At 69.9% G+C, this 19,985-nt stretch carries 17 protein-coding genes; 13 read left to right on the forward strand and 4 right to left on the reverse strand.

From position 1 onward, the window contains the following. Window positions 1–91: 91 nt before the first annotated feature. A complete protein-coding gene (gene dapA / locus ACO0LU_RS10610) occupies window positions 92–1,015 on the forward strand; it encodes a 4-hydroxy-tetrahydrodipicolinate synthase (protein ID WP_424787983.1) in 924 nt (307 codons plus the stop codon). Continuing rightward, window positions 1,012–2,697, forward strand: a complete 1,686-nt coding sequence (locus tag ACO0LU_RS10615; RefSeq protein WP_424791333.1) for a ribonuclease J — start codon at window positions 1,012–1,014, stop codon at window positions 2,695–2,697. The genes dapA and ACO0LU_RS10615 overlap by 4 nt, the downstream gene beginning before the upstream one ends. A 10-nt stretch (window positions 2,698–2,707) precedes the next feature. Here ACO0LU_RS10615 and ACO0LU_RS10620 read toward each other — a convergent pair whose 3' ends face one another. Further along, entirely contained in the window at window positions 2,708–3,283 is a 576-nt protein-coding gene (locus ACO0LU_RS10620) for a TetR-like C-terminal domain-containing protein (RefSeq protein ID WP_424791334.1), read from the reverse strand. Between the two features lie 89 nt (window positions 3,284–3,372). Here ACO0LU_RS10620 and ACO0LU_RS10625 point away from each other — a divergent pair, with 89 nt between their 5' ends. From ACO0LU_RS10625 to ACO0LU_RS10645, 5 genes are all read left to right on the forward strand, one after another. Beyond that, complete coding sequence (locus ACO0LU_RS10625; RefSeq protein ID WP_424791335.1) at window positions 3,373–3,783, forward strand: hypothetical protein; 411 nt, start codon at window positions 3,373–3,375, stop codon at window positions 3,781–3,783. 284 nt (window positions 3,784–4,067) lie between these two features. Continuing rightward, window positions 4,068–6,629 (forward strand): DNA translocase FtsK 4TM domain-containing protein, encoded by a 2,562-nt coding sequence (locus tag ACO0LU_RS10630; protein WP_424791336.1) that lies wholly within the window; start codon window positions 4,068–4,070, stop codon window positions 6,627–6,629. A 28-nt stretch (window positions 6,630–6,657) separates the two neighbouring features. Beyond that, on the forward strand, window positions 6,658–7,260 hold the full coding sequence (pgsA, locus tag ACO0LU_RS10635) for a CDP-diacylglycerol--glycerol-3-phosphate 3-phosphatidyltransferase (RefSeq protein WP_424791337.1): 603 nt from the start codon (window positions 6,658–6,660) through the stop codon (window positions 7,258–7,260). A 7-nt stretch (window positions 7,261–7,267) separates the two neighbouring features. After that, window positions 7,268–7,783 carry a CinA family protein gene (locus ACO0LU_RS10640; RefSeq protein WP_424791338.1) on the forward strand — a complete coding sequence of 172 codons (516 nt, stop codon included), beginning with the start codon at window positions 7,268–7,270 and terminating at the stop codon, window positions 7,781–7,783. 164 nt (window positions 7,784–7,947) lie between these two features. Beyond that, window positions 7,948–8,274 (forward strand): helix-turn-helix domain-containing protein, encoded by a 327-nt coding sequence (locus tag ACO0LU_RS10645; RefSeq protein WP_424787976.1) that lies wholly within the window; start codon window positions 7,948–7,950, stop codon window positions 8,272–8,274. Window positions 8,275–8,370: 96 nt separating this feature from the next. On the opposite strand, the gene ACO0LU_RS10650 is transcribed toward ACO0LU_RS10645, so the two are convergent. Genes ACO0LU_RS10650 through ACO0LU_RS10660 form a run of 3 tightly spaced genes read right to left on the reverse strand, consistent with a single transcriptional unit; the run spans window position 8,371 to window position 14,617 of the window. Then, window positions 8,371–9,177, reverse strand: a complete 807-nt coding sequence (locus ACO0LU_RS10650; protein WP_424791339.1) for a DNA-formamidopyrimidine glycosylase family protein — start codon at window positions 9,175–9,177, stop codon at window positions 8,371–8,373. After that, entirely contained in the window at window positions 9,164–14,017 is a 4,854-nt protein-coding gene (locus tag ACO0LU_RS10655; protein ID WP_424791340.1) for a DEAD/DEAH box helicase, read from the reverse strand. The genes ACO0LU_RS10650 and ACO0LU_RS10655 overlap by 14 nt, the downstream gene beginning before the upstream one ends. 54 nt (window positions 14,018–14,071) lie before the next feature. After that, window positions 14,072–14,617 carry a YbaK/EbsC family protein gene (locus ACO0LU_RS10660; protein ID WP_424791341.1) on the reverse strand — a complete coding sequence of 182 codons (546 nt, stop codon included), beginning with the start codon at window positions 14,615–14,617 and terminating at the stop codon, window positions 14,072–14,074. Between the two features lie 24 nt (window positions 14,618–14,641). Here ACO0LU_RS10660 and ACO0LU_RS10665 point away from each other — a divergent pair, with 24 nt between their 5' ends. The 6 genes from ACO0LU_RS10665 (at window position 14,642) to recA (ending at window position 19,982) form a co-directional block, all read left to right on the forward strand. Further along, entirely contained in the window at window positions 14,642–14,866 is a 225-nt protein-coding gene (locus tag ACO0LU_RS10665) for a DUF3046 domain-containing protein (protein ID WP_424791342.1), read from the forward strand. A 54-nt stretch (window positions 14,867–14,920) separates the two neighbouring features. Beyond that, complete coding sequence (locus ACO0LU_RS10670) at window positions 14,921–16,045, forward strand: hypothetical protein (RefSeq protein WP_424791343.1); 1,125 nt, start codon at window positions 14,921–14,923, stop codon at window positions 16,043–16,045. Between the two features lie 58 nt (window positions 16,046–16,103). Continuing rightward, on the forward strand, window positions 16,104–17,021 hold the full coding sequence (locus tag ACO0LU_RS10675; RefSeq protein ID WP_424791344.1) for an ABC transporter ATP-binding protein: 918 nt from the start codon (window positions 16,104–16,106) through the stop codon (window positions 17,019–17,021). Next, window positions 17,018–17,884, forward strand: a complete 867-nt coding sequence (locus ACO0LU_RS10680) for an ABC transporter permease (RefSeq protein ID WP_424791345.1) — start codon at window positions 17,018–17,020, stop codon at window positions 17,882–17,884. Before ACO0LU_RS10675 ends, ACO0LU_RS10680 begins: the two co-directional genes overlap by 4 nt. Then, on the forward strand, window positions 17,884–18,654 hold the full coding sequence (locus ACO0LU_RS10685; RefSeq protein ID WP_424791346.1) for an ABC transporter permease: 771 nt from the start codon (window positions 17,884–17,886) through the stop codon (window positions 18,652–18,654). The genes ACO0LU_RS10680 and ACO0LU_RS10685 overlap by 1 nt, the downstream gene beginning before the upstream one ends. Window positions 18,655–18,923: 269 nt before the next feature. Beyond that, the gene (gene recA / locus ACO0LU_RS10690; RefSeq protein WP_424791347.1) at window positions 18,924–19,982 is read left to right on the forward strand and encodes a recombinase RecA; all 1,059 of its coding nucleotides are present in this window, start codon (window positions 18,924–18,926) and stop codon (window positions 19,980–19,982) included. Window positions 19,983–19,985: the final 3 nt, after the last annotated feature.

Raw genomic sequence — 19,985 nt, forward strand, 5'->3', positions numbered from 1 at the left:
GGACTCCATGGCCGGCGTGTTCGACGGCGTGGCACGGATGTACCTGGCGTCAATTCATCTGAGCGCGACCCCGGCGCGGTACCGTCTAGGCATGGCTGAGAACATCCGCAGGGTGCCACCGCGCACGTTCGGTTCGGTGTCGGTGGCGATGGTCACCCCGATGCATCCCGACGGCAGCATCGACGTGCCGAGCGCCCGCGTCCTGGCGCGGCATCTGGTGACCTCCGGGTGCGACGCCCTGGTGGTCAACGGCACCACCGGAGAATCGCCCACCACCCACCAGCCGGAGAAGGACGACCTGGTGGCCGCCGTCGTCGACGAGGTCGGGTCGGAGGTCATGGTCATCGCCGGAGCCGGATCCAACGACACCGCGCACGCCACCCGGATCGCCAAGGCGGCAGAGCGCAACGGCGCCCACGGCCTGCTGGTGGTCTCGCCCTACTACAACCGCCCCTCCCAGGAGGGTGTCTACCGGCACATCTGCACGATCGTGGACTCGGTCAACCTGCCCGCGATGCTGTATGACATCCCCGGCCGCACCGGAGTGGCGATCGGGGACGAGATCCTGGACCGGTTCGCCGAGCACCCCCGCATCCGCGCCGTGAAGGACGCCACCGGTGATGTCCCGGCGGGCTTCGACCGGATGCGCCGCACCGGTCTGGAGTACTACTCCGGCGACGACGCGCTGAACCTGGCCTGGCTGACCCATGGGGCCTCCGGCGTGGTCTCGGTGGTCGGTCACGTCGTCGCCGGTCAGTACGCCCAGATGGTGAAAGCGATCGACGACGGTGACCTGTTCACCGCCCGGGACCTCTCGGCGGACCTGGCCCCGGTGTGTGATGCGATCATGGGCACCGGGCAGGGCGCGGTGATGTCCAAGGCCGCACTGTACCTGCAGGGGCGCCTACCCAGCCTCGCGGTGCGCTCGCCCCTGGTCGCCGCCAACGAGGCAGAACTTGCTGATCTACGTACCGCCCTGCGCCTGCACGGGCTGGAAGAAGAGGACCGCTCATGAGTCATCCCCATCCCGATCTGGACCTGCCCGGGCCGCTGCCGAAGGGGGGCTTGCGGATCGTTCCGCTCGGCGGGCTGGGCGAGGTCGGCCGGAACATGGCAGTGCTGGAGTACGACGGCCGGCTGCTGATCATCGACTGCGGTGTGCTCTTCCCCGAGGACCACCAGCCCGGAGTGGACCTGATCCTGCCTGACTTCGACTACATCGCCGATCGGCTGGATGATGTCGAGGCGATCGTGCTGACGCACGGCCACGAGGATCACATCGGGGCGGTGCCCTACTTGTTGCGGATGCGTCAGGACATCCCGCTGGTCGGGTCGAAACTGACGTTGGCGTTCCTGGAGGCCAAACTCACCGAGCACCGGATCAAGCCGGTCACCCGCGAAGTCGCCGAGGACCAGCACTTCCAGGCCGGAGTGTTCGACTGTGAGTTCGTCGCGGTGAACCACTCGATCCCCGATGCCCTGGCCGTGGCCGTGCACACCCCGGCCGGCACCGTCCTGCACACCGGTGACTTCAAGATGGACCAGTTGCCGCTGGACGGTCGCATCACCGACCTGCGTGCCTTCGCCCGGCTGGGGGAGCGGGGTGTGGACCTGTTCATGACCGACTCCACCAACGCCGAGGTGCCCGGGTTCACCGTCTCCGAGCGGGAGATCGGCCCGGTGCTCGACGGCGTCTTCGCGACTGCAGAGGGCCGGCTGGTGGTGGCGTCCTTCGCCTCGCACGTGCACCGCGTGCAGCAGGTGCTCGACGCCGCCCACGCCCACGGCCGCAGGGTCGCCCTGGTGGGCCGGTCGATGGTGCGGAACATGAGGATCGCTGAGAACCTGGGCTACCTCGAGGTGCCATCCGGGGTGCTCATCGATCAGAAGAAGGTCGATAGCCTGCCCGATGACCAGGTGGTGCTGATGAGCACCGGCTCGCAGGGGGAGCCGATGGCGGTGCTGTCCCGGATCGCCAACCAGGACCACCGGGTCTCGGTGGGCCCGGGGGACACCGTGGTGCTGGCCTCCTCGATGATCCCGGGCAACGAGACCGCGGTGTTCCGGGTGATCAACGGCCTGATCCGGCTCGGCGCGAAGGTGGTGCACCAGGCCAATGCCCGGGTGCACGTCTCCGGTCACGCCTCGGCCGGGGAGTTGCTGTACTGCTACAACATCGTCCGGCCCAAGAACGTGATGCCGGTGCACGGCGAGATCCGCCACCTGGTGGCCAACGGTGCGCTCGCGGTGGCTACCGGGGTGGACCCCCAGCGGGTGGTCCTGGCCGAGGACGGGGTGGTGGTGGACCTGGTCGACGGCAAGGCGAGCATTGCCGGGGCGGTGCCGTGCGGGTACGTCTACGTGGACGGCTCCTCGGTGGGAGAGATCACCGACGCCGAGCTCAAGGACCGGCGCATCCTCGCCGAGGAGGGGTTCATCAGCATCTTCGCCGCGATCGACTCCTCCACCGGCAAGGTGGTGGCCGGACCGCACCTGCAGGCCCGCGGCCTCGCCGAAGGGGATGAGCGGCTATCGGAGATCGTCCCGGAGATCACCGACGCCCTCACCGAGGCCGCTGCCAGCGGCAAGGTGGACACCCATCAACTCCAGCAGATCATCCGGCGGGTGGTGGGTCGGTGGGCTTCGCGCCGGTTGCGCCGTCGTCCGATGCTGATCCCGGTGGTCGTGGAAGCCTGATCGTCCCGCACTACCCGCGCAGCAGCGCCGGACCCACGGCGCGCAGGGTGGCGATGTAGCGGTCGGCCCGCTGCGTCGTCGTGCCCGGGAGCAGGCCGCCCAGTTCCAGGTCCACCAGGCCGTGCACGACCGACCACAACCGGTAGGTGTGCTCGGTGACGTCGGGCTCCGGACCGCCGACGAGCCGGCGGACCGCCTGACGCAGGGCATCGAAGGTGGCGTGCTCCTCGGGCTCGCTGGGCTTGGCCGTGCTCGTCGACCCGAACAGCACCCGGTAGAAGTGCGGGTCGTTCAGGGCGCTGGCGCGGTAGGCCACGCCGAGGGCGAGCAGGTCCGCGCCAGGGTCATGGGTGCGTTCCACCGCATCCAGGTGCGCGGCGAACCGGGCCAGTCCCTCGGCCGTGACCGCCTCGATGAGGTGATCGCGGCTGCCGAACAACGCGTACACCGCCGCGGTGGTGGTCCCGGCCCCGGCGGCGACGGCGCGCAGGCTCAGCCCCTGGGTACCGCGGTGGCTGATCGTTTCGGAACTCACATCGAGGAGTCGACGGCGAAGGTCGTCGTCGTAACGGCGCGGGCGGGTCATGAGAGGAGTCTAAAGGGTTGACGACCATCTCCTAACGGCGTTAGATAACAGTGTTAGAAAACAGATGCCCAGCCCCCGAGAGGTACCCCATGCTCGAACTGACCGAAGCCGCCACCCGAACCGCTGGTATCGCGGTGCTGGCGGCCACCACCGTCACCACCGGCGGCTACTTCCTGCTGCGCATCAATGCCGGCAAGGCCCCGGTCACCGACTTCCAGCGCCGCTCCTTCCGGGCGGGGCACGGCCATGCCGGGGTCTTCATCACCTTGGGTCTGGTATGCCTGGTTCTCACCGAGGCCACCGGCCTGACCGGGGGCTGGGGCTGGCTGGCCCGCACCGGCGTGCTGGTCGCGGCGATCCTGATGCCGGCGGGCTTCTTCTTCTCCGCGATGGGCCCGGACCGGCGCACGCCGAACCGGTGGAGTGTGCTGATCTACGCCGGCGCCTCCTTCCTGATCGCGGGTCTGCTGACGCTCGGCGTCGGTCTGATCGCCGTCTGAGCGCCGTCCCGCCGCGCCGGTCCCGGGGGATGGGCCCCTGGAGTGCGTGTCACACCGCAGGATTCTGCCGTTCCTCTGGTTCAGTGGACAGCGACGGGTGCGTACAAGCGATGCCCGAGGGCAGGAGGACAGCAGGCACCATGGCGACCCGGACGACTTCCCCCGGACGGTCAGCCCCACCAGGACGTAGGAAGAAGACAGCGACGGCCTCGCGTACCACCGCGACGAGGGACACCGCGTCCAAGGGTGAGGGTTCGGAACCCACGCGTTCCCTGCCGGTGCGGATGCTGCGTGGGATCTGGATGGGCACCGCCCACGTCGTCGGCGGTGCCGCCCGGTCGATCGGATCCAGCGCCAAGGGGCTGGATCCGGCTCATCGGCGTGACGGCCTGGCGTTCCTGCTGCTGGGCCTGGCGGTCATCATCGCGGTGCGGGTGTGGTTCGGCCTCTCCGGCGCGGCCGGGGACGCCATCCACGCCGCGGTCGCCGGCTCGGTGGGGGTGCTGGCCGCCGTCATCCCGCTGATCCTGCTGTTCATGGCGGTCCGGCTGATGCGCCACCCCGAACGCGGGGAGGTGAACGGACGGATCACCGTGGGCCTGGGTGCCCTGACCATGGCGGTCAGCGGTCTGATCCACGTGGCGCGCGGACTACCGAGCCCCCCGGATTGGCCACAGATGTTCAGCGCCGGCGGTCTGCTCGGCTACGTGGCCGCCTACCCGCTGTCGCTCGCCCTGAGCACCTACGTGAGCATTCCGCTGCTGGTACTGCTGGCGGTCTTCGGCCTGCTCGTGGTGACCGCCACCCCGGTGGCGGCCATTCCGCGCCGGTTCGTGCAAGCCTGGCAGTGGCTCACCGGTGCGGATGTCACCGAGGATGCGGGCTCCCCGCACGGCGCGGACGGCGCCGGTCCGGATGCGTCCGCAGGCGGCGCCGGTCGCCGTCGTGGCCGCAGGAAGGGCGCTGGATCGGCGCCCGACCCCGGCGCCTTCGCGGGCGATGAGGCATTCAGCCATCCCCATGACACCGATGAGGCCCGCACCGGTGCCGCGTCCGTCTCCGGGGCCGGTGCTCCGGCCGGGAAGAAGAAGCCGGCCAAGGCCGCTGCGGCGAAGGCGACCGCCTCGGCACCCACCGAGGCCGAGGGCACCGAGGTCATCGAACCGCCTCCCACCCGTGCGCTACCACCGCGCGCTGAGCAGTTGATGCTCACGCCGGACCTGACCTACACCCTGCCCACCGACGACATGCTCGCCCGGGGCGCCCCGCACAAGACCCGCTCGGAGGCCAACGACCGGGTGGTGCAGGCCTTGACCACGGTGCTCACCGACTTCGACGTGGACGCCGAGGTCACCGGGTTCACCCGCGGGCCCACGGTAACCCGGTACGAGGTGGAACTGGGGTCGGGTGTGAAGGTGGAACGCGTCACCGCGCTGAGCAAGAACATCGCCTACGCGGTGGCCAGCGCCGATGTGCGTATCCTCTCCCCGATCCCGGGCAAGAAGGCCATCGGGATCGAGATCCCGAACACCGACCGCGAGACGGTCTCCCTCGGGGACGTGCTGCGCTCCGGGCCGGCCCGCCGCAATGAGCACCCGATGGTGGTGGGCGTGGGCAAGGACGTCGAGGGTGGCTACGTGGTGGCCAACCTGGCCAAGATGCCGCACATCCTGGTCGCCGGTGCCACCGGTGCGGGTAAGTCTGTCTTCGTGAACTCGATGATCACCTCGATCATGATGCGCGCCACCCCGGAGGAGGTGCGGATGGTGCTGGTGGACCCCAAGCGGGTGGAGTTGACCATCTACGAGGGCATCCCGCACCTGATCACCCCGATCATCACCAACCCGAAGAAGGCTGCCGAGGCGCTGGACTGGGTGGTGCGGGAGATGGACACCCGCTACGACGACCTGGCCACGTTCGGCTACAAGCACATCGATGACTTCAACGCCGGAGTGCGCTCCGGCAAGGTCACCCCCCTGCCGGGCAGTGAGCGAAAACTCGCCCCGTACCCGTATCTGCTGGTGATCGTCGATGAGTTGGCCGACCTGATGATGGTGGCCCCGCGCGATGTGGAGGCCTCCATCCAGCGCATCACCCAACTGGCCCGGGCAGCCGGGATCCACCTGGTGCTGGCCACCCAGCGTCCCAGTGTCGATGTGGTCACCGGACTCATCAAGGCCAACGTCCCCTCCCGGCTGGCGTTCGCCACCTCCTCGGTGACCGACTCCCGGGTGGTGCTGGACCAGCCCGGCGCGGAGAAACTGATCGGCCAGGGTGATGCCCTGTTCTTGCCGATGGGCGCTTCCAAGCCGATGCGTGTGCAGGGGGCCTGGGTCAGTGAGTCCGAGGTCCACGGCGTGGTCGATCACGTCAAGGGCCAACTCAAGCCGACCTACCGTGAGGACGTGACGGTCGCGGCGGCCAAGAAGCAGATCGATGAGGACATCGGCGATGATCTCGACCTGCTGCTGCAGGCCGCCGAACTGGTGGTCTCCACCCAGTTCGGCTCCACCTCGATGCTGCAGCGCAAACTCCGGGTGGGCTTCGCCAAAGCCGGCCGGTTGATGGACCTGTTGGAATCCCGCGAGATCGTGGGGCCGTCGGAGGGTTCCAAGGCACGCGATGTGCTCGTGGTTCCCGATGACCTGCCCTCCACCCTGGCGATGCTGCGCGGCGACGGGCCCGGCCCCGGGTCCGACGGCGATGTCCCATTCGACGCCGAGCCGCACCAGACGTCCCATGAGGACACCGGCGTGCAGGCCGCAGAGTACGCGCAGGCCACCGACGACGACGACGAGGCCTCCGACGCCGACTCCACCGATGCCTGGGAACTCACCGGCCGCTGAGCCTGTGAATCTCCCCTACCCTGGGCGGGTGACGAGTGAACCGGTCAATCCTCATGCCGGCCAGGTCTGGAACCTGCCGAACATGCTCACGATGCTCCGCATCGTCATGGTCCCCTTCTTCATGGTGCTGCTGTGGCAGGACACCACCTGGTCGCGGGTTGGTGCGCTGGCGGTGTTCCTGCTCGCCGCGCTGACGGACAAACTGGACGGCTCGATCGCGCGGGCGCGCAACCTGGTGACCAACTTCGGGAAGATCGCCGACCCGTTCGCGGACAAGATGCTCGTCGGTGGTGCGATCATCATGCTCTCGATGCTCGGTGACCTGCCCTGGTGGGCCACGATCACGATCATCGTCCGGGAGGCAGCGATCACCATCCTGCGATTCATCATGGTGCGCCGGTGGGTGATGGCAGCCTCCAAGGGCGGCAAGCTCAAGACGGTCATGCAGGTGATCTTCATCGCCCTGATGATCCTGCCCGCGGTCGGCCTCCTCGGCGCCACCCTCGGCGGTTGGATCGAGACCGCTGCGTTCGTCGTGATGCTGGCCGCGGTGCTGGTTACCGTGGTCACCGGGCTGGACTACGTCATCCGAGCCATCAAGGTGGCCCGGAGTGGTGCCACCGCGCAGTAGCGGGCCCATGATCGGTCAGACGGCGGAGAACCCGGCCGCGACGCTCCTGGCTCGGCTGGGCGCGGCCTGTTGGAGCCTGGGCGCGGCTGAGTCCCTCACCGGTGGGCTGCTCGCCGACCGGATCGTGCAGGTCCCGGGCGCCTCGGCGACCTTCCGGGGCTCGGTTGTCAGTTACGCCACCGACGTCAAGCGGGATCTGCTCGGGGTGGACGCTGGTCTGCTCGCGGCGCACGGACCGGTGCATCCGCTGGTGGCCGCGCAGATGGCTACCGGGGCAGCGCAACTGCTTGGCACCGACCTCACCCTGGCTACCACCGGCGTGGCCGGCCCGGCCGGCCAGGACGGGCAGGGAGTCGGCACGATCTATCTGGCCTGTGCTCATCCGGGCGGCGTCTGGGTACGGCACTACCGACTCGCCGGGGGTCGGGAGCAGTTGCGCGCGTCCTCGGTGGACCTGGCGCTGGCGCTCGGCGCCGCGGCGATCCGGCCCACCGGGAACAAACAAGATGCGCCCGGGCGTTGAAGCAAGTAATGATCACACGTATGCACTCTCCGCGCTCCAGGCGCCCGGCCGGCCGTCCGTCCACTCCCCGGACGGTGCCACGGGCGATCTCGGGGTACGGTAATACTGCAACACCGGCACACACATCCAAGAGTTCGATGCAGGCGAGAGAGGAGGGACGCACCATGGTGGTTCTTCGCAGAGAAATCGGTGATGTCCTTCGCGACATCCGCCAGCGCCAGGGCCGCACCCTTCGCGAGGTCTCCTCGGCCGCCCAGGTTTCCCTCGGTTACCTCTCCGAGGTCGAGCGCGGACAGAAGGAAGCCTCCTCGGAGTTGCTCAACTCCATCGCCTCGGCATTGAGCGTGCCGTTGTCGGTGGTGCTGCGGGAAGTCTCCGACCGCATCGCGCTGGTCGAGGGGATCGCCGTTCCGGACACGGTCCCGGTCAGTTTCGCCGAGCAGATGGCCATGGCCGAGCAGTTCGGCCAGGAAGACCTCGCCGGCGTCTGAGCCCGGGCTCAGCCCTCGTCCCGGACCGGTTCCCCGCCCACCGCATCATGCGCTGCACCCACAGGTGTGGTGGCAGGATGGGATCCCCCCGCAACCTCAATACCCGGCCCCCGCTCGCCTGAGTTCCTGACAACCCGGACAGTAGAACGCCGGCCGTGCCAACGGTGGCGCAGCAACCTCGGCCACGGCAATCATCTCACCACAGCGCCGGCAGGGTTTCCCGGCCCGGTCGTGCACGTGGGTGCCCAGTCCCGCTCCCAGGTGCCCGGTGGCGGTCAGTTCGGGTGCGTCGGCGCTGCGACGCATGAGGAACGACGCCGTGGCGTACAGCGCGCGGGGATCTGGCACCCGGTCGGCGGGTAACCACGGGCTGAGCCGGTGTTCCCACAGTGTCTCGGCCATGTAGATGGTGCCCATCCCGGCCGCCACCCGTTGGTCCAGCAACGACTCACCGACCCCACGGGAGCCTTGGGCATGCAGATTCCGCGCGGCCCCATCCAGGTCTGGGTGCTTCGCCATCAGGTCCGGTCCCAGGTGCGCGATGAGCCGGCGCTCGTCGCGAGCACGCACCAGGTCCATCATGCCCAGATGCGAACCCACACAGGTCCACCGCGCAGTGGCGAGCACCGCACGGATCCAACGACCTCGGAGCGCTTCGGGCGGGCTGGCGGTGCGCCGCACCCGCCAGGTGCCATCCATGCGCAGGTGGGTGTGCAGGCTCCAGCCGTTCCCGGTGCGGATGAACAGGTGCTTGCCGTAGCCGAGGCATTCGCTCACCTGCTGACCCGTAAGGTCGGCATCGCCCAGGCCCGGCCAGCGTAGTTCGGCACGCACCAACGGTCCCGTCGTCAGTGCCCGGGTGAGGTGGCGCGCCACTCGGGCCACGACGTCACCCTCGGGCACCCGAGCTCCCCGACAGTCCCGAGCCCGCGCGCAGCCGGAGCCCACGTGGGGTGGCGATGAAACCCGCCTCGGTCAGGGCCGCTACCAGCGGGCTCCGTTCGGTGAGGGCGTCGGCGCCGTCTGCGCGCTGCACCGTGAACCTGCCCAGCGCTCCGTCGCCGGCCCACCGGGCCAGTTCAGTCGCCGCGGCCTGCAGCGCCGCGGGAGCGGAGGTGAAGGAGAGCAGGCTCCTGGCTCCGCGTTCCAGGTACAGCACCAACCGGCCGTCCACCAGCACCACGCTGGCCCCCACCTTCCGGCCCGGCCGGTGTCCGGTAGCCGTGGTGGTGACCGTCTCCGGCCACGCCAGCGCACCGCCGTAGGGCTGCGCAGGATCGGTGGCAGCCAGCAGCACTGCCTGCCCACGATCACGCTCCACCTCGGCCGCATCGGCACGCAGCCGCTCCACGCACTCAGCCAGGGCGAACTGGGCAGCCCCCAGGCCCTCCACGAAGTACCCCCGACGCACCTGACCGCCCTGCTCCGCCTCGGCCAGCACCCGGTAGGCCGCGGAGAACCCGCCCGGCACCCGGGTCCCGACCGCGCCACGGGTCAGTACGCCGTCCCGATCCACCAGCGACAGCACCGCGGCGACGGCCCGCTCGGGCGTTGGAGCCCGTTCCGGTACCGCCGACCACCGTCCGATCGCGGAAGGAGGCGTGGGCACCGCGCCGCCGGTGTGCCGGCCGCCTGCCCCGAAGCCTGCTGCACGCAACGCCCCGGCCCGCAGCGACCGCGGCCGGGCGGGCCGCCGGCCGGCGACATGGGTGCCGGGCCGGGCGCCGCCCGCCGACATCCACACGCGCAGCGGCGCCAGGGAGTCATTCGTCAGATGGCCGGCCCAGGCCAGGTCCCACAGGGCCCGTACCACCTCCTCGGTGCTGACCTGCGCGAGCTCCTGGTCGTCACCGTCCTCCTCCGGTGCGGGCGAGGCCGAACGCACACCGGCGACCAGATCCCGGAAGAACACTCCGCCCCCACCTGCCAGCGCCTCCAGGACGGCCCGATGCACCCGGCCGTGGGCGGCGTCGTCATCGGGCGGGGGCGCCAGTTCCGCAACAGCCTCGGCCGGCAGCAGGGCGAGCAGGCCATCGCTGCCCGGTCCGGCGCCGGCCCCCACCCAGACCACCTCCCCGGAGGCGGTGAGTTCATCGAGCATCGCCGGGCGGTAGTCGCTCACCCGGGCCGGCAGCACCAGGGACTCCCATGCCGAGGCGGCGATCGGGCTGCCGGCCAGTTGTTCCACCGTGCTGAGCACGCCCTCCACCCCGCGCAACCGTCCGATCTGGTGCCAGCGCGGGGAGAAGATTCCCAGCGCCGCGGCGGGCACCGGCTCTACCTCGGCGCGCAGCGCCGCCAGCGACCGGCGCCGGATCCTGCGCAGCACCTGGGCGTCGCAATAGTCCGGCCCGGCCATCGCCGCACTGGCCGCGGTATGGGCCTGCGCCGGACGCAGCGTTCCGGCAGCGAGCACCCCCTGGTCGGTCAGTGCGGTCAACGCGGGGGTGAGCGTGGCCACGCCCAGGCCGAACCGCTGCGCCACCTCGCCGGCGCGGAACGGACCGTGGGTGCGAGCGTGCCGGCGCACCAGATCCAGGAGAGCCTCGGGCGCCGGGGCGGTGAAGTCCTCGGGCAGCCCTGGGGGAAGCGCCACCCCCAACGCGTCGCGGACACGGCCGGCGTCCTCGGCGATCACCCACTGGTCCTGCCCGGCTACGCGCACCGGCAGCACCCGCCGGGCGGCGGCCAGGTCCGCCAGCCAGCCGGGTACGTCGTGCGGCGTGGCACTGCGCGCGGTGAGTTCGTCCTGCGGCACCGGCCCGAGTCGCCTGATCAGGTCCACCAGGGCCTCGAGGTCGCGGGCCCGGGTCGTCTCGGTGCGTAGACCCACCTCGACCTCCACCGAACTCAGCGCGTCGACGTCGAGCAGTTCGGCCACCTCGGCACCCTCGCCGAGCAGTTCCGTCAGCAGCCGGGCATCGAGGGTCAGCGCTGCGGCACGGCGCTCAGCCAGTGGCGCGTCACCCTCGTACAGGAACTGCGCGATATACCCGAACACCAGGGACTGGGCGAAGGGGGAGGGCTGGGGAGTCTGCACCTCCACCAGGCGCACCTCCCGCCGGTCCAGGGCGCGCATCAGGTCCGTCAGGGCGGTGATATCGAAGTCGTCCTGCAAGCACTCCCGCACCGCCTCCAGGACCACCGGGAAATCGGCGAACCGGCCCGCCACCGAGAGCAACTGGGCACTGCGCTGACGCTGCTGCCACAACGGCTGGCGCCGGTCCGGGCGGCGGCGGGGCAGGAGCAGTGAGCGAGCCGCCGCCTCCCGGAACCGAGCGGCGAAGTGCGCCGAGGAGGTCAGGGCGCTGAGCACATCGGCGTGCACATCCTCCGGCGCCAACAACAACTCGCCAACGTCCAGCGGGCTGCGTGCCTCATCCTCGGCCCAGGTGGTCTCGGGCAATCGCAGCACGATCCCGTCATCGGCGTGCATCACCTGGGCGTCCAGGCCGAACCGCTCCTGCAGCCGGGCGCTGAGCACCAACGCCCAGGGCGCGTGCACCGCCGCGCCGTAGGGGGAGTGGATCGCGATTCTCCAGTCACCCAACTCGTCGCGGAAGTGCTCGGCCACGATCGTGCGGTCGGTCGGTAAGGCCCCGGTGGACTGCTCCTGCTCACCGATGTAGGTCAGCAGGTTCTGTCGCGCCCAGTCGTCCAGGCCGGCCAGCCCCGCCCGGGCGTGGGCGCCGTCGGTGTCGGTGGCGAGGTGGCGGATCATCTCCCCGTGGGCTCGGCCCAGCTCGGCCGGGCGGGGCGGGGCGTCACCCTTCCAGAAGGGCAGTCGACCCGGCAGGCCCGGGGCTGGGGAGACCAGGACCCGGTCGGGTGTGATGTCCTCGATGCGCCAGGTGCTCGAGCCGAGGGTGAAGGTGTCCCCGACGCGGGACTCGAACACCATCTCCTCGTCCAACTCTCCCACCCGCTTGCCGCCGCGGCGCGGGTCCTGTTCCCCCACGAGGTAGACCCCGTACAGCCCACGATCGGGAATGGTGCCCCCGGAGGTGGCCGCCAGGCGGAGCGCGCCCGGGCGGGCTGTCAGGGTCCGACTGCGACGGTCCCACACCAGCCGGGGCCGCAGTTCGGCGAAGTCCTCACTCGGATAGCGCCCGGAGAGCATGTCCAGCACCGCACGCCATACCCCGTCGGTGAGACCGGTGAAGGGAGTTGCTCGGCGTACCAACGCCACAAGTTCGGCCTCGTCCCAGTCCTGCACCGCGGTGGCGGCCACCACCTGCTGGGCGAGCACGTCCAGTGGGTTGGCCGGGATGTGCACCTGCTCGATCTGCCCGGTCCCGGCCCGCGCGGCCGTGGTCACCGCAGCCAGTAGGTCACCGCGGTGGGTCGGCATGACCACCCCGCGGGAGACCTCCCCGACCTGGTGTCCGGCCCGACCGATGCGCTGCAACGCCGAGGCCACCGACGGCGGGGCACCGACCTGGACCACCAAGTCGACCGCGCCCATGTCGATCCCCAGTTCCAGTGAGCTCGTAGCAACCACCGCGGGAAGCGTCCCCGATTTCAGGGCGGACTCGATCCGGACGCGCTCCTCGCGGCTCATCGAGCCGTGGTGAGCCGCGGCGATCACCGCCTCGGGCGGTACGTCGGTGCGGGAGCCGGACTGGCCGGGTGTCTGCGCCGGCTGATCGGCACCGGGGTCGGGATCGTCCAGGCCGAGCCGCCGGGCCTGGCACTCATTGATCCGGGCTGCCAACCGCTCCGCGCCCCGGCGGGAGTTGGTGAACACGATCGTGGCCCGGTGGACGTTGATCAAGTCTGTGATCCGCTCGGTCACGTGCGGCCAGATCGAGTTGGCCTGCCCTCCGCCCGGGCGGGTCAGTTCCGGGAGCCGCCCGGCTGCGGACCCGGACAGGTCCAGTTCCTCGTCCCCGCCGGTGGACGGTGGGTCGGCACTGCTCGGTGCCCCGCCGATGTCGGACAGGTCCGGCACCGGGACGGTCACGTCGATGTCCAGGACCTTCGCGATGCGCGGGGCCACCACCCGCACCTCGCGCCCACCCTCGGCGATCGGGCGTGCCCCGGCCAGGTACCGCGCGACCACCTCGGGCGGACGGACCGTGGCCGACAGTCCGATCCGCTGCACCGGGCGCTCGGTGAGCACATCGAGCCGCTCCAACGACAACGCGAGATGCGCACCGCGCTTGTTGCCGGCCAGGGCGTGCACCTCATCGAGGATCACCTGCTGTACACCCCGCAGCCCCTCCCGCGCCGCGGAGGTGAGGATGAGGAACAACGACTCCGGAGTGGTGATCAGGATGTCGGTGGGCCTGGTGGCGAAGGCCCGACGCTGCGCCGCCGGAGTGTCCCCGGTGCGCACGCCCACCTGAACTTCGCGTACCGAGCGACCGTGGGCCTGGGCGGCCTGGGTGATTCCCACCAACGGTGAGCGCAGGTTGCGCTCCACGTCGGCGGCCAGTGCCTTGAGCGGGGACACATAGAGCACTTTGCACCGCAGGCCCGGGTCGGCCGGGTCCGGGCCGGTGAGCAACCCGTCCAGCGCGGCCAGGAACGCCGCAAGCGTCTTCCCCGACCCGGTCGGGGCGACGACGAGGGCGTGATCGCCGGAGGCGATCGCCTCCCACGCCTGGGACTGTGCGGCGGTCGGCGCGGCGAATGCGGAGGAGAACCACGCCGTCGTCGGCTCGCTGAACCCGGTCAGGGGCGCCGTGGTCTCCCGCGGGAGGGTGCCCGGGTCCGGGACGCGCTCAGTGGATCCGCTCACCGCCCTATTGTGACGGTAGGTACCGACACCCTGCCCGGAGACCCCGGCCGAGGCTCAGGCGATCGGCACCGCGAGGTCGGTGATCACCTGGGCCCCGGGCAACTGTTGCGCGAGTGGGCCGGGCATCCGCACTTTGGATCGGCGCACCCCCGAGCCGATCACGATCTGGTCCTGAGCCACCACCCGCTCATCGATCAGTAGCGCCCAGTCCTGCGGGAGTCCGATCGGAGTGATGCCGCCGTACTCCATCCCGGTGGCCTCCACGGCGGCGTGCATCGACATGAAGGAGCACTTGCGCGCCCCGAGCGTCTTGCGGATCGCGGTGTTGATGTCCGCCTTCGTGGTAGCCAGGACCAGGACGGCGGCCAGGGTCTCGGTGCCGGACCGCCTGGCCCGCACCACCAGGCAGTTGGCGCTGGACTCCAGGGTGATGTCGGTCGCGGCGACCAGGGCGGCGGTGTCGGCGATCGCAGGGTCGATCTCGGCCACCTGGACGGCCTCGGCGTCGCCATCGGGCCACTGCCGCAGGGCGGCGCTGACGGGATCGGCGATGAACTCGGGGTGGTCCAGTGCGGGCAGCCAGGTCAGTGCGGTACTCATCCCGGGTGATATTACGCTGGGCGGGTGAAGCACTCGGAATTCTGGTCCGCCATGACCGACACCTTCGGCAGCTACGCCGCATCGCTGGCCAAGGACATGGTGCTGGGGCCACTGGGTGGGCGGACCGCGCAGGAGGCCCTGGACCAGGGCACGTCCCCACGGGAGGTCTGGTCGGCGATCTGCGTGGTCAACGACCTGCCCGAGCACGTGCGTTGGCACCACCGCCAACCTCAGGCGCGCAAGCGGTAATCTCACGCGGCGAATCCGCACATCCGGCTTCCGTCGCTGTCCTAGGGTAAACCGATGTCCACCGTGCTCCCGCCGAATCTTCCCGACGACATCGACCTGGCTCCCGGCACCGAACTGGGTGGCTCCGCTCGCTCCCGGGTGAGCCGGCACCGGGTGAACCAGGCACCGGCGCAGTGGGGGAGCAGCGTGGTCGTCAAGACCTTTCTGGCCCCGGAGGGTGGCTCCCCGGACGAAGCCGATGCCGGCGCGGGCCCGCACACCGAGGGCTTCCTGCGCGAACGCGCCGGGCTGCGCTACCTGCCGGGTACCCCGGCCCTGCTCGCTGAGGACGCCCCGAACACCACCTTGGTGATGGAGGACATCGGCGCCGCCCCCACCCTGGCGGACCTGCTCGTGGGTGACGACCCGGGTGCGGCCTGGACTGCCTGCCTGCGCTGGGCCCGGGCGCTGGGCGGCCACGTGATGGCCGACCCTTACGTGCTGCAGCAGTTCCGCGCCGACCTGGGCCCGGCCGAGGAGACCAACCGCCGCCTGATGGCCGCCCTGCCGGACGCTGGGCTCGATGCGATGGCGGACTGGGGCGTGCGTCATGCCGAGGCGGCGCGGGCCGAGGTCTCCGAGGCATTCACAGCACTGCTCGGCGACTCCACCCGCGAGGTGATCTCAGCCGGAGACACCTGCCCGGACAACGCGGTGCTGACCGAACGTGCGGTGCGCTTCCTGGATACCGAGGGCACCGCGGTACATCCGGTAGCCATCGACGCCGCCTACGCACTGCAGCCGTTCAGCAGTTGCTGGTGCGTGTTCACCCCGCCGTCGGGCTTGCGCGAGGCGATGCTGGCCGAGTTCACCGCGGGCGCGTCGCGGCAGCTTCCCCAACTCGCGACCGACCCGCACTGGCCCGCTCAGGTGCGCGCCGCCGTCGTCATCTTCACCGTGGTCTCGGCCGCGTGGCTGCTTCCTTCGGCCCGGACCAAGGTGGCCAGCATCGGACCCGCCGGTGCGCTTGCGCCGAATCACCGCCAACTGCTGGTGAGCCGGTGGCGCCAGGTGATCGCCGAGGCCGCCGATGACTTCCCCGATACCGCCGCGGCGGCCGATGAGGCGATCACCAGGGCGCTGCGGGAGTGGGGTGGGAACGGCGCGCTGGACCTGCCCGGATACCCGGCATGGCGCTGACGCCCCAGGCAAGCAAGATAGGGTGCTAGTAATTCTGCGATGTCCTACAGTGCCAGGCATGCCCCTCATCGAAGCCCGCAACCTGGTCAAGACCTTCGGTGACTTCACCGCCGTGGATGGCATCGACGTCACGGTGGAGGCGGGGGAGTCCTTCGGCTTCCTGGGACCGAACGGGGCGGGCAAGACCTCGGCGATGCGGATGATCGGTTGCACCTCGCCGGTGAGCGGCGGCACCCTGCGCGTGCTCGGGATGGACCCGGCCGGCGACGGTCCGGACATCCGCGCCCAACTGGGCGTGGTCCCGCAGCAGGACTGGCTGGACACCGAACTCAAGGTCGCCGAGAACCTCCTCGTGTACGGCCGCTACTTCGGGCTGTCCCGCGCCGAAGCCGCCCGCCGGGCCGGCCCGCTGCTGGAGTTCGCCGATCTGACCCACAAGGCCGACGCCGTCGTCGAGAGCCTGTCCGGCGGGATGAAGCGGCGCCTGACCATCGCCCGCGCCCTGATCAACGAACCGCGCCTGCTGCTGCTGGATGAGCCCACCACCGGGTTGGACCCGCAGGCCCGGCACAACCTGTGGCAGCGCCTCTTCCAGCTCAAGCGCTCCGGGGTCACCCTGGTGCTGACCACTCACTACATGGACGAGGCCGAACAACTCTGCGACCGACTGGTGGTGATGGACGCCGGACGGATCGTGGCCGAGGGTTCACCGCGCTCCCTGATCGCCCAGCACGCCTCCCGGGAGGTGCTGGAACTGCGGTTCGCCGAACACGACGACGACGTCGTCGGCCGGGTGCGCGATCTCGCCGATCGCGTCGAGGTGCTCGCCGACCGGGTCCTGCTCTACGTCCACGACGGCGACGCGGCCCTGGAGACGGTGACCGCACGCGGCATCCACCCGGCGGCCACGCTGGTGCGCCGGTCCAGCCTGGAGGACGTCTTCCTGCGGCTGACCGGGCGGAGCCTGATCGAATGACCAGCCCGGAAGGTGCCCCCGGTGCCGGCGCGAGCCTGCCTACCGATCCGAGGCGCCCGGTCTCCTCGTCCTCGTTCTCCGGCTGGCGGGCGGTGCTGACGTACTGGTTGATGCGCTACCGACGGATCTGGCCCTCCACCGTGGTCTCCTCCTTCCTGGCCCCGCTGCTGTACCTGGCCGGCCTGGGCTATGGGCTCGGGTCGCTGGTGGATGGCCCCGGCGGCAGCGCGATCAACGGCGTGGCCTACGTCGCGTTCGTGGCCACCGGGCTGGTCGCGGCCCAGACGATGATGACCGGCTCCGGGGAGGCCACCTACAACGTGCTGGCGCCGATCAAGTGGACCTACAACTACTACGCGATGCTGGCCACCCCGATCAGGGTGGTGGACCTGGTGCGCGGGCAACTGGTCTACATCCTGATCCGGATGACGATGGTGGCCGGGGTCTTCACCGCGGTGGCCACTGCGTTGGGGGCGATGAGCGGGGCGTGGGTGCCCGCCGTCGTCGTGGTGGCCGTGCTGACCGGGATGGGCTTCGCGGCCTGCACCTTCGCCTACTCCGCCGGGATCACCGACTCCGGGCAGGGCTTCAATATCCTGCAGCGCTTCGTCATCATGCCGATGTTCCTGTTCTCCGGGACGTTCTTCCCCCTGGAGCAGTTGCCCACCGGTCTGCAGGCGGTGGCATGGGTGTCGCCGCTGACCCACGCGGTGGCGCTGACCCGGGCGTTCGGGCTGGGGCCGGACTCCCCGCTGTGGTTGGAACCGTGGCGGTTCGGGGTGCATCTGGCCGTGCTGGTGGCGATGATCGCCGTCGGCTATGCCCTCGCGGTGCGCCGACTGACCAAGCGGATGGTGGTGTGATGATCGCGCTGCTGCTGCGGCCGTGGGCACTGGTCGAACGCAACGCGCGGGCGGCCGGCCGGGCGGTGTTCACCTATGTCTCCGGCTTCCTCGAGCCGGTGTTCTACCTGTTCGCCCTCGGGGTCGGCATCGGGACGCTGGTGGGCACCATCGACGTCGACGGGGAGGTGATGTCCTACGCGGTCTTCGTTGCCCCGGCGATGATGGCCACCTCCGCGATGAACGGGGCGGTGATGGACTCCACGTTCAACGTGTTCGGCAAGATCAAGGACGCCAAACTCTATCACTCCGTGCTCACCACCCCGCTGAGCCCGCGCGATGTCGCGGTGGGGGAGATCGGTTGGGCGCTGTTGCGGGGGTTGGTGTACTCCGTGGCGTTCCTGTTGGTGGCCACGCTGTCGGGGTTCGTGCTCTCGGCCTGGGCGGTGCTGACGATCCCGGTCGCCTCGCTGATCGGGCTGGCGTTCGGCTCGGTGGGCATGGCCGCCACCACCTACATGCGTTCATGGAATGACGCCGACTACGTGCAGCTGGCGATCCTGCCGCTGTTCCTGTTCTCCGCCACGTTCTTCCCGCTGAGTACCTATCCGCCGGCCCTGCAGTGGGTGGTCCAGGCGACTCCGCTGTACCACGGGGTAGAACTGATCCGGAGCCTGACCACCGGAGCAGTGCACGCCGGTATGTGGGCGCACGTGGCCTACCTGGCGGTGATGAGCGCGCTGGGTCTGTGGGCCGCGACCCGGCGGATCGAACGGCTGCTGCTGACCTGAGCGGGGCCCGCGATCGTGCTCTGCGTCGTGGTCAATCCGCGCGTTCGGCGTGTCGGACTTACCTCGAACACGCGTTCGTCCTAGGCTGTCCACAGGACGCGGACGGTGCGGCCCTGGATCCACACGCTGGATCCGCGGCGCACCGGATGTCAGTGGTCGGACATAGCCTCGTTCCACGCCCCATCAAGCCACCCGGAGAGGGTGGTGGCGAACAGACCAGCCCTTGCACATCCGGCGGAGAGACCGCCCAGAACCGAAGGTGACACACCATGGCTGTTTCCGCAGCAGATCGCACGAACGCAGATCGCACGAAGGCCCTTGAAGCCGCTCTCGGCCAGATCGACCGCGCCTACGGCAAGGGCTCGGTGATGCGGCTGGGTGATGACACCCGTCCGCCGGTAGAGGTCATCCCGACCGGTTCGATCGCCCTGGACGTGGCCCTGGGCATTGGTGGCCTCCCGCGGGGCCGGGTCGTCGAGGTCTACGGTCCGGAGTCCTCCGGTAAGACCACCGTGGCGCTGCACGCGGTGGCCAACGCCCAGAAGAACGGGGGGATCGCCGCATTCATCGACGCCGAGCACGCCCTGGACCCCGAGTACGCCAAGAGTCTGGGGGTGGACACCGATGCGCTGCTGGTCTCCCAGCCGGACACCGGCGAGCAGGCCCTGGAGATCATGGACATGCTGATCCGCTCCGGCGCCCTGGACATCGTGGTGATCGACTCCGTCGCAGCCCTGGTCCCCAAGGCCGAGATCGAGGGCGAGATGGGCGACTCCCACGTGGGCCTGCAGGCCCGGCTGATGTCCCAGGCGCTGCGCAAGATCACCGGCGCGCTGTCCTCCTCGGGGACCACCGCCATCTTCATCAACCAGCTCCGCGAGAAGATCGGGGTGTTCTTCGGCTCACCGGAGACCACCACCGGCGGTAAGGCGCTGAAGTTCTACTCCTCGGTACGCATCGACGTGCGCCGGATCGAGACCCTCAAGGAGGGCACCGATTCGGTGGGTAACCGCACCCGTGCCAAGGTGGTGAAGAACAAGATGGCCCCGCCGTTCAAGCAGGCCGAGTTCGACATCCTCTACGGCATGGGCATCTCCCGCGAGGGCGGGTTGATCGACCTTGGCGTGGAGCACGGGATCGTGCGTAAGTCCGGTGCCTGGTACACCTACGAGGGTGACCAACTGGGCCAGGGCAAGGAGAACGTGCGCCGCTTCATGAAGGACAACCCCGAGTTGGCCGACGAGATCGAGACCAAGATCAAGACCAAACTCGGGGTGGGCATCAAACTCGAGGTGGTGCCGGAGTCCGCCGAGGCGGTCGACTTCTGAGTA

Source organism: Pseudactinotalea sp. Z1748 (assembly GCF_049725185.1).
Taxonomy (GTDB): Bacteria; Actinomycetota; Actinomycetes; order Actinomycetales; family Beutenbergiaceae; genus CALKWS01.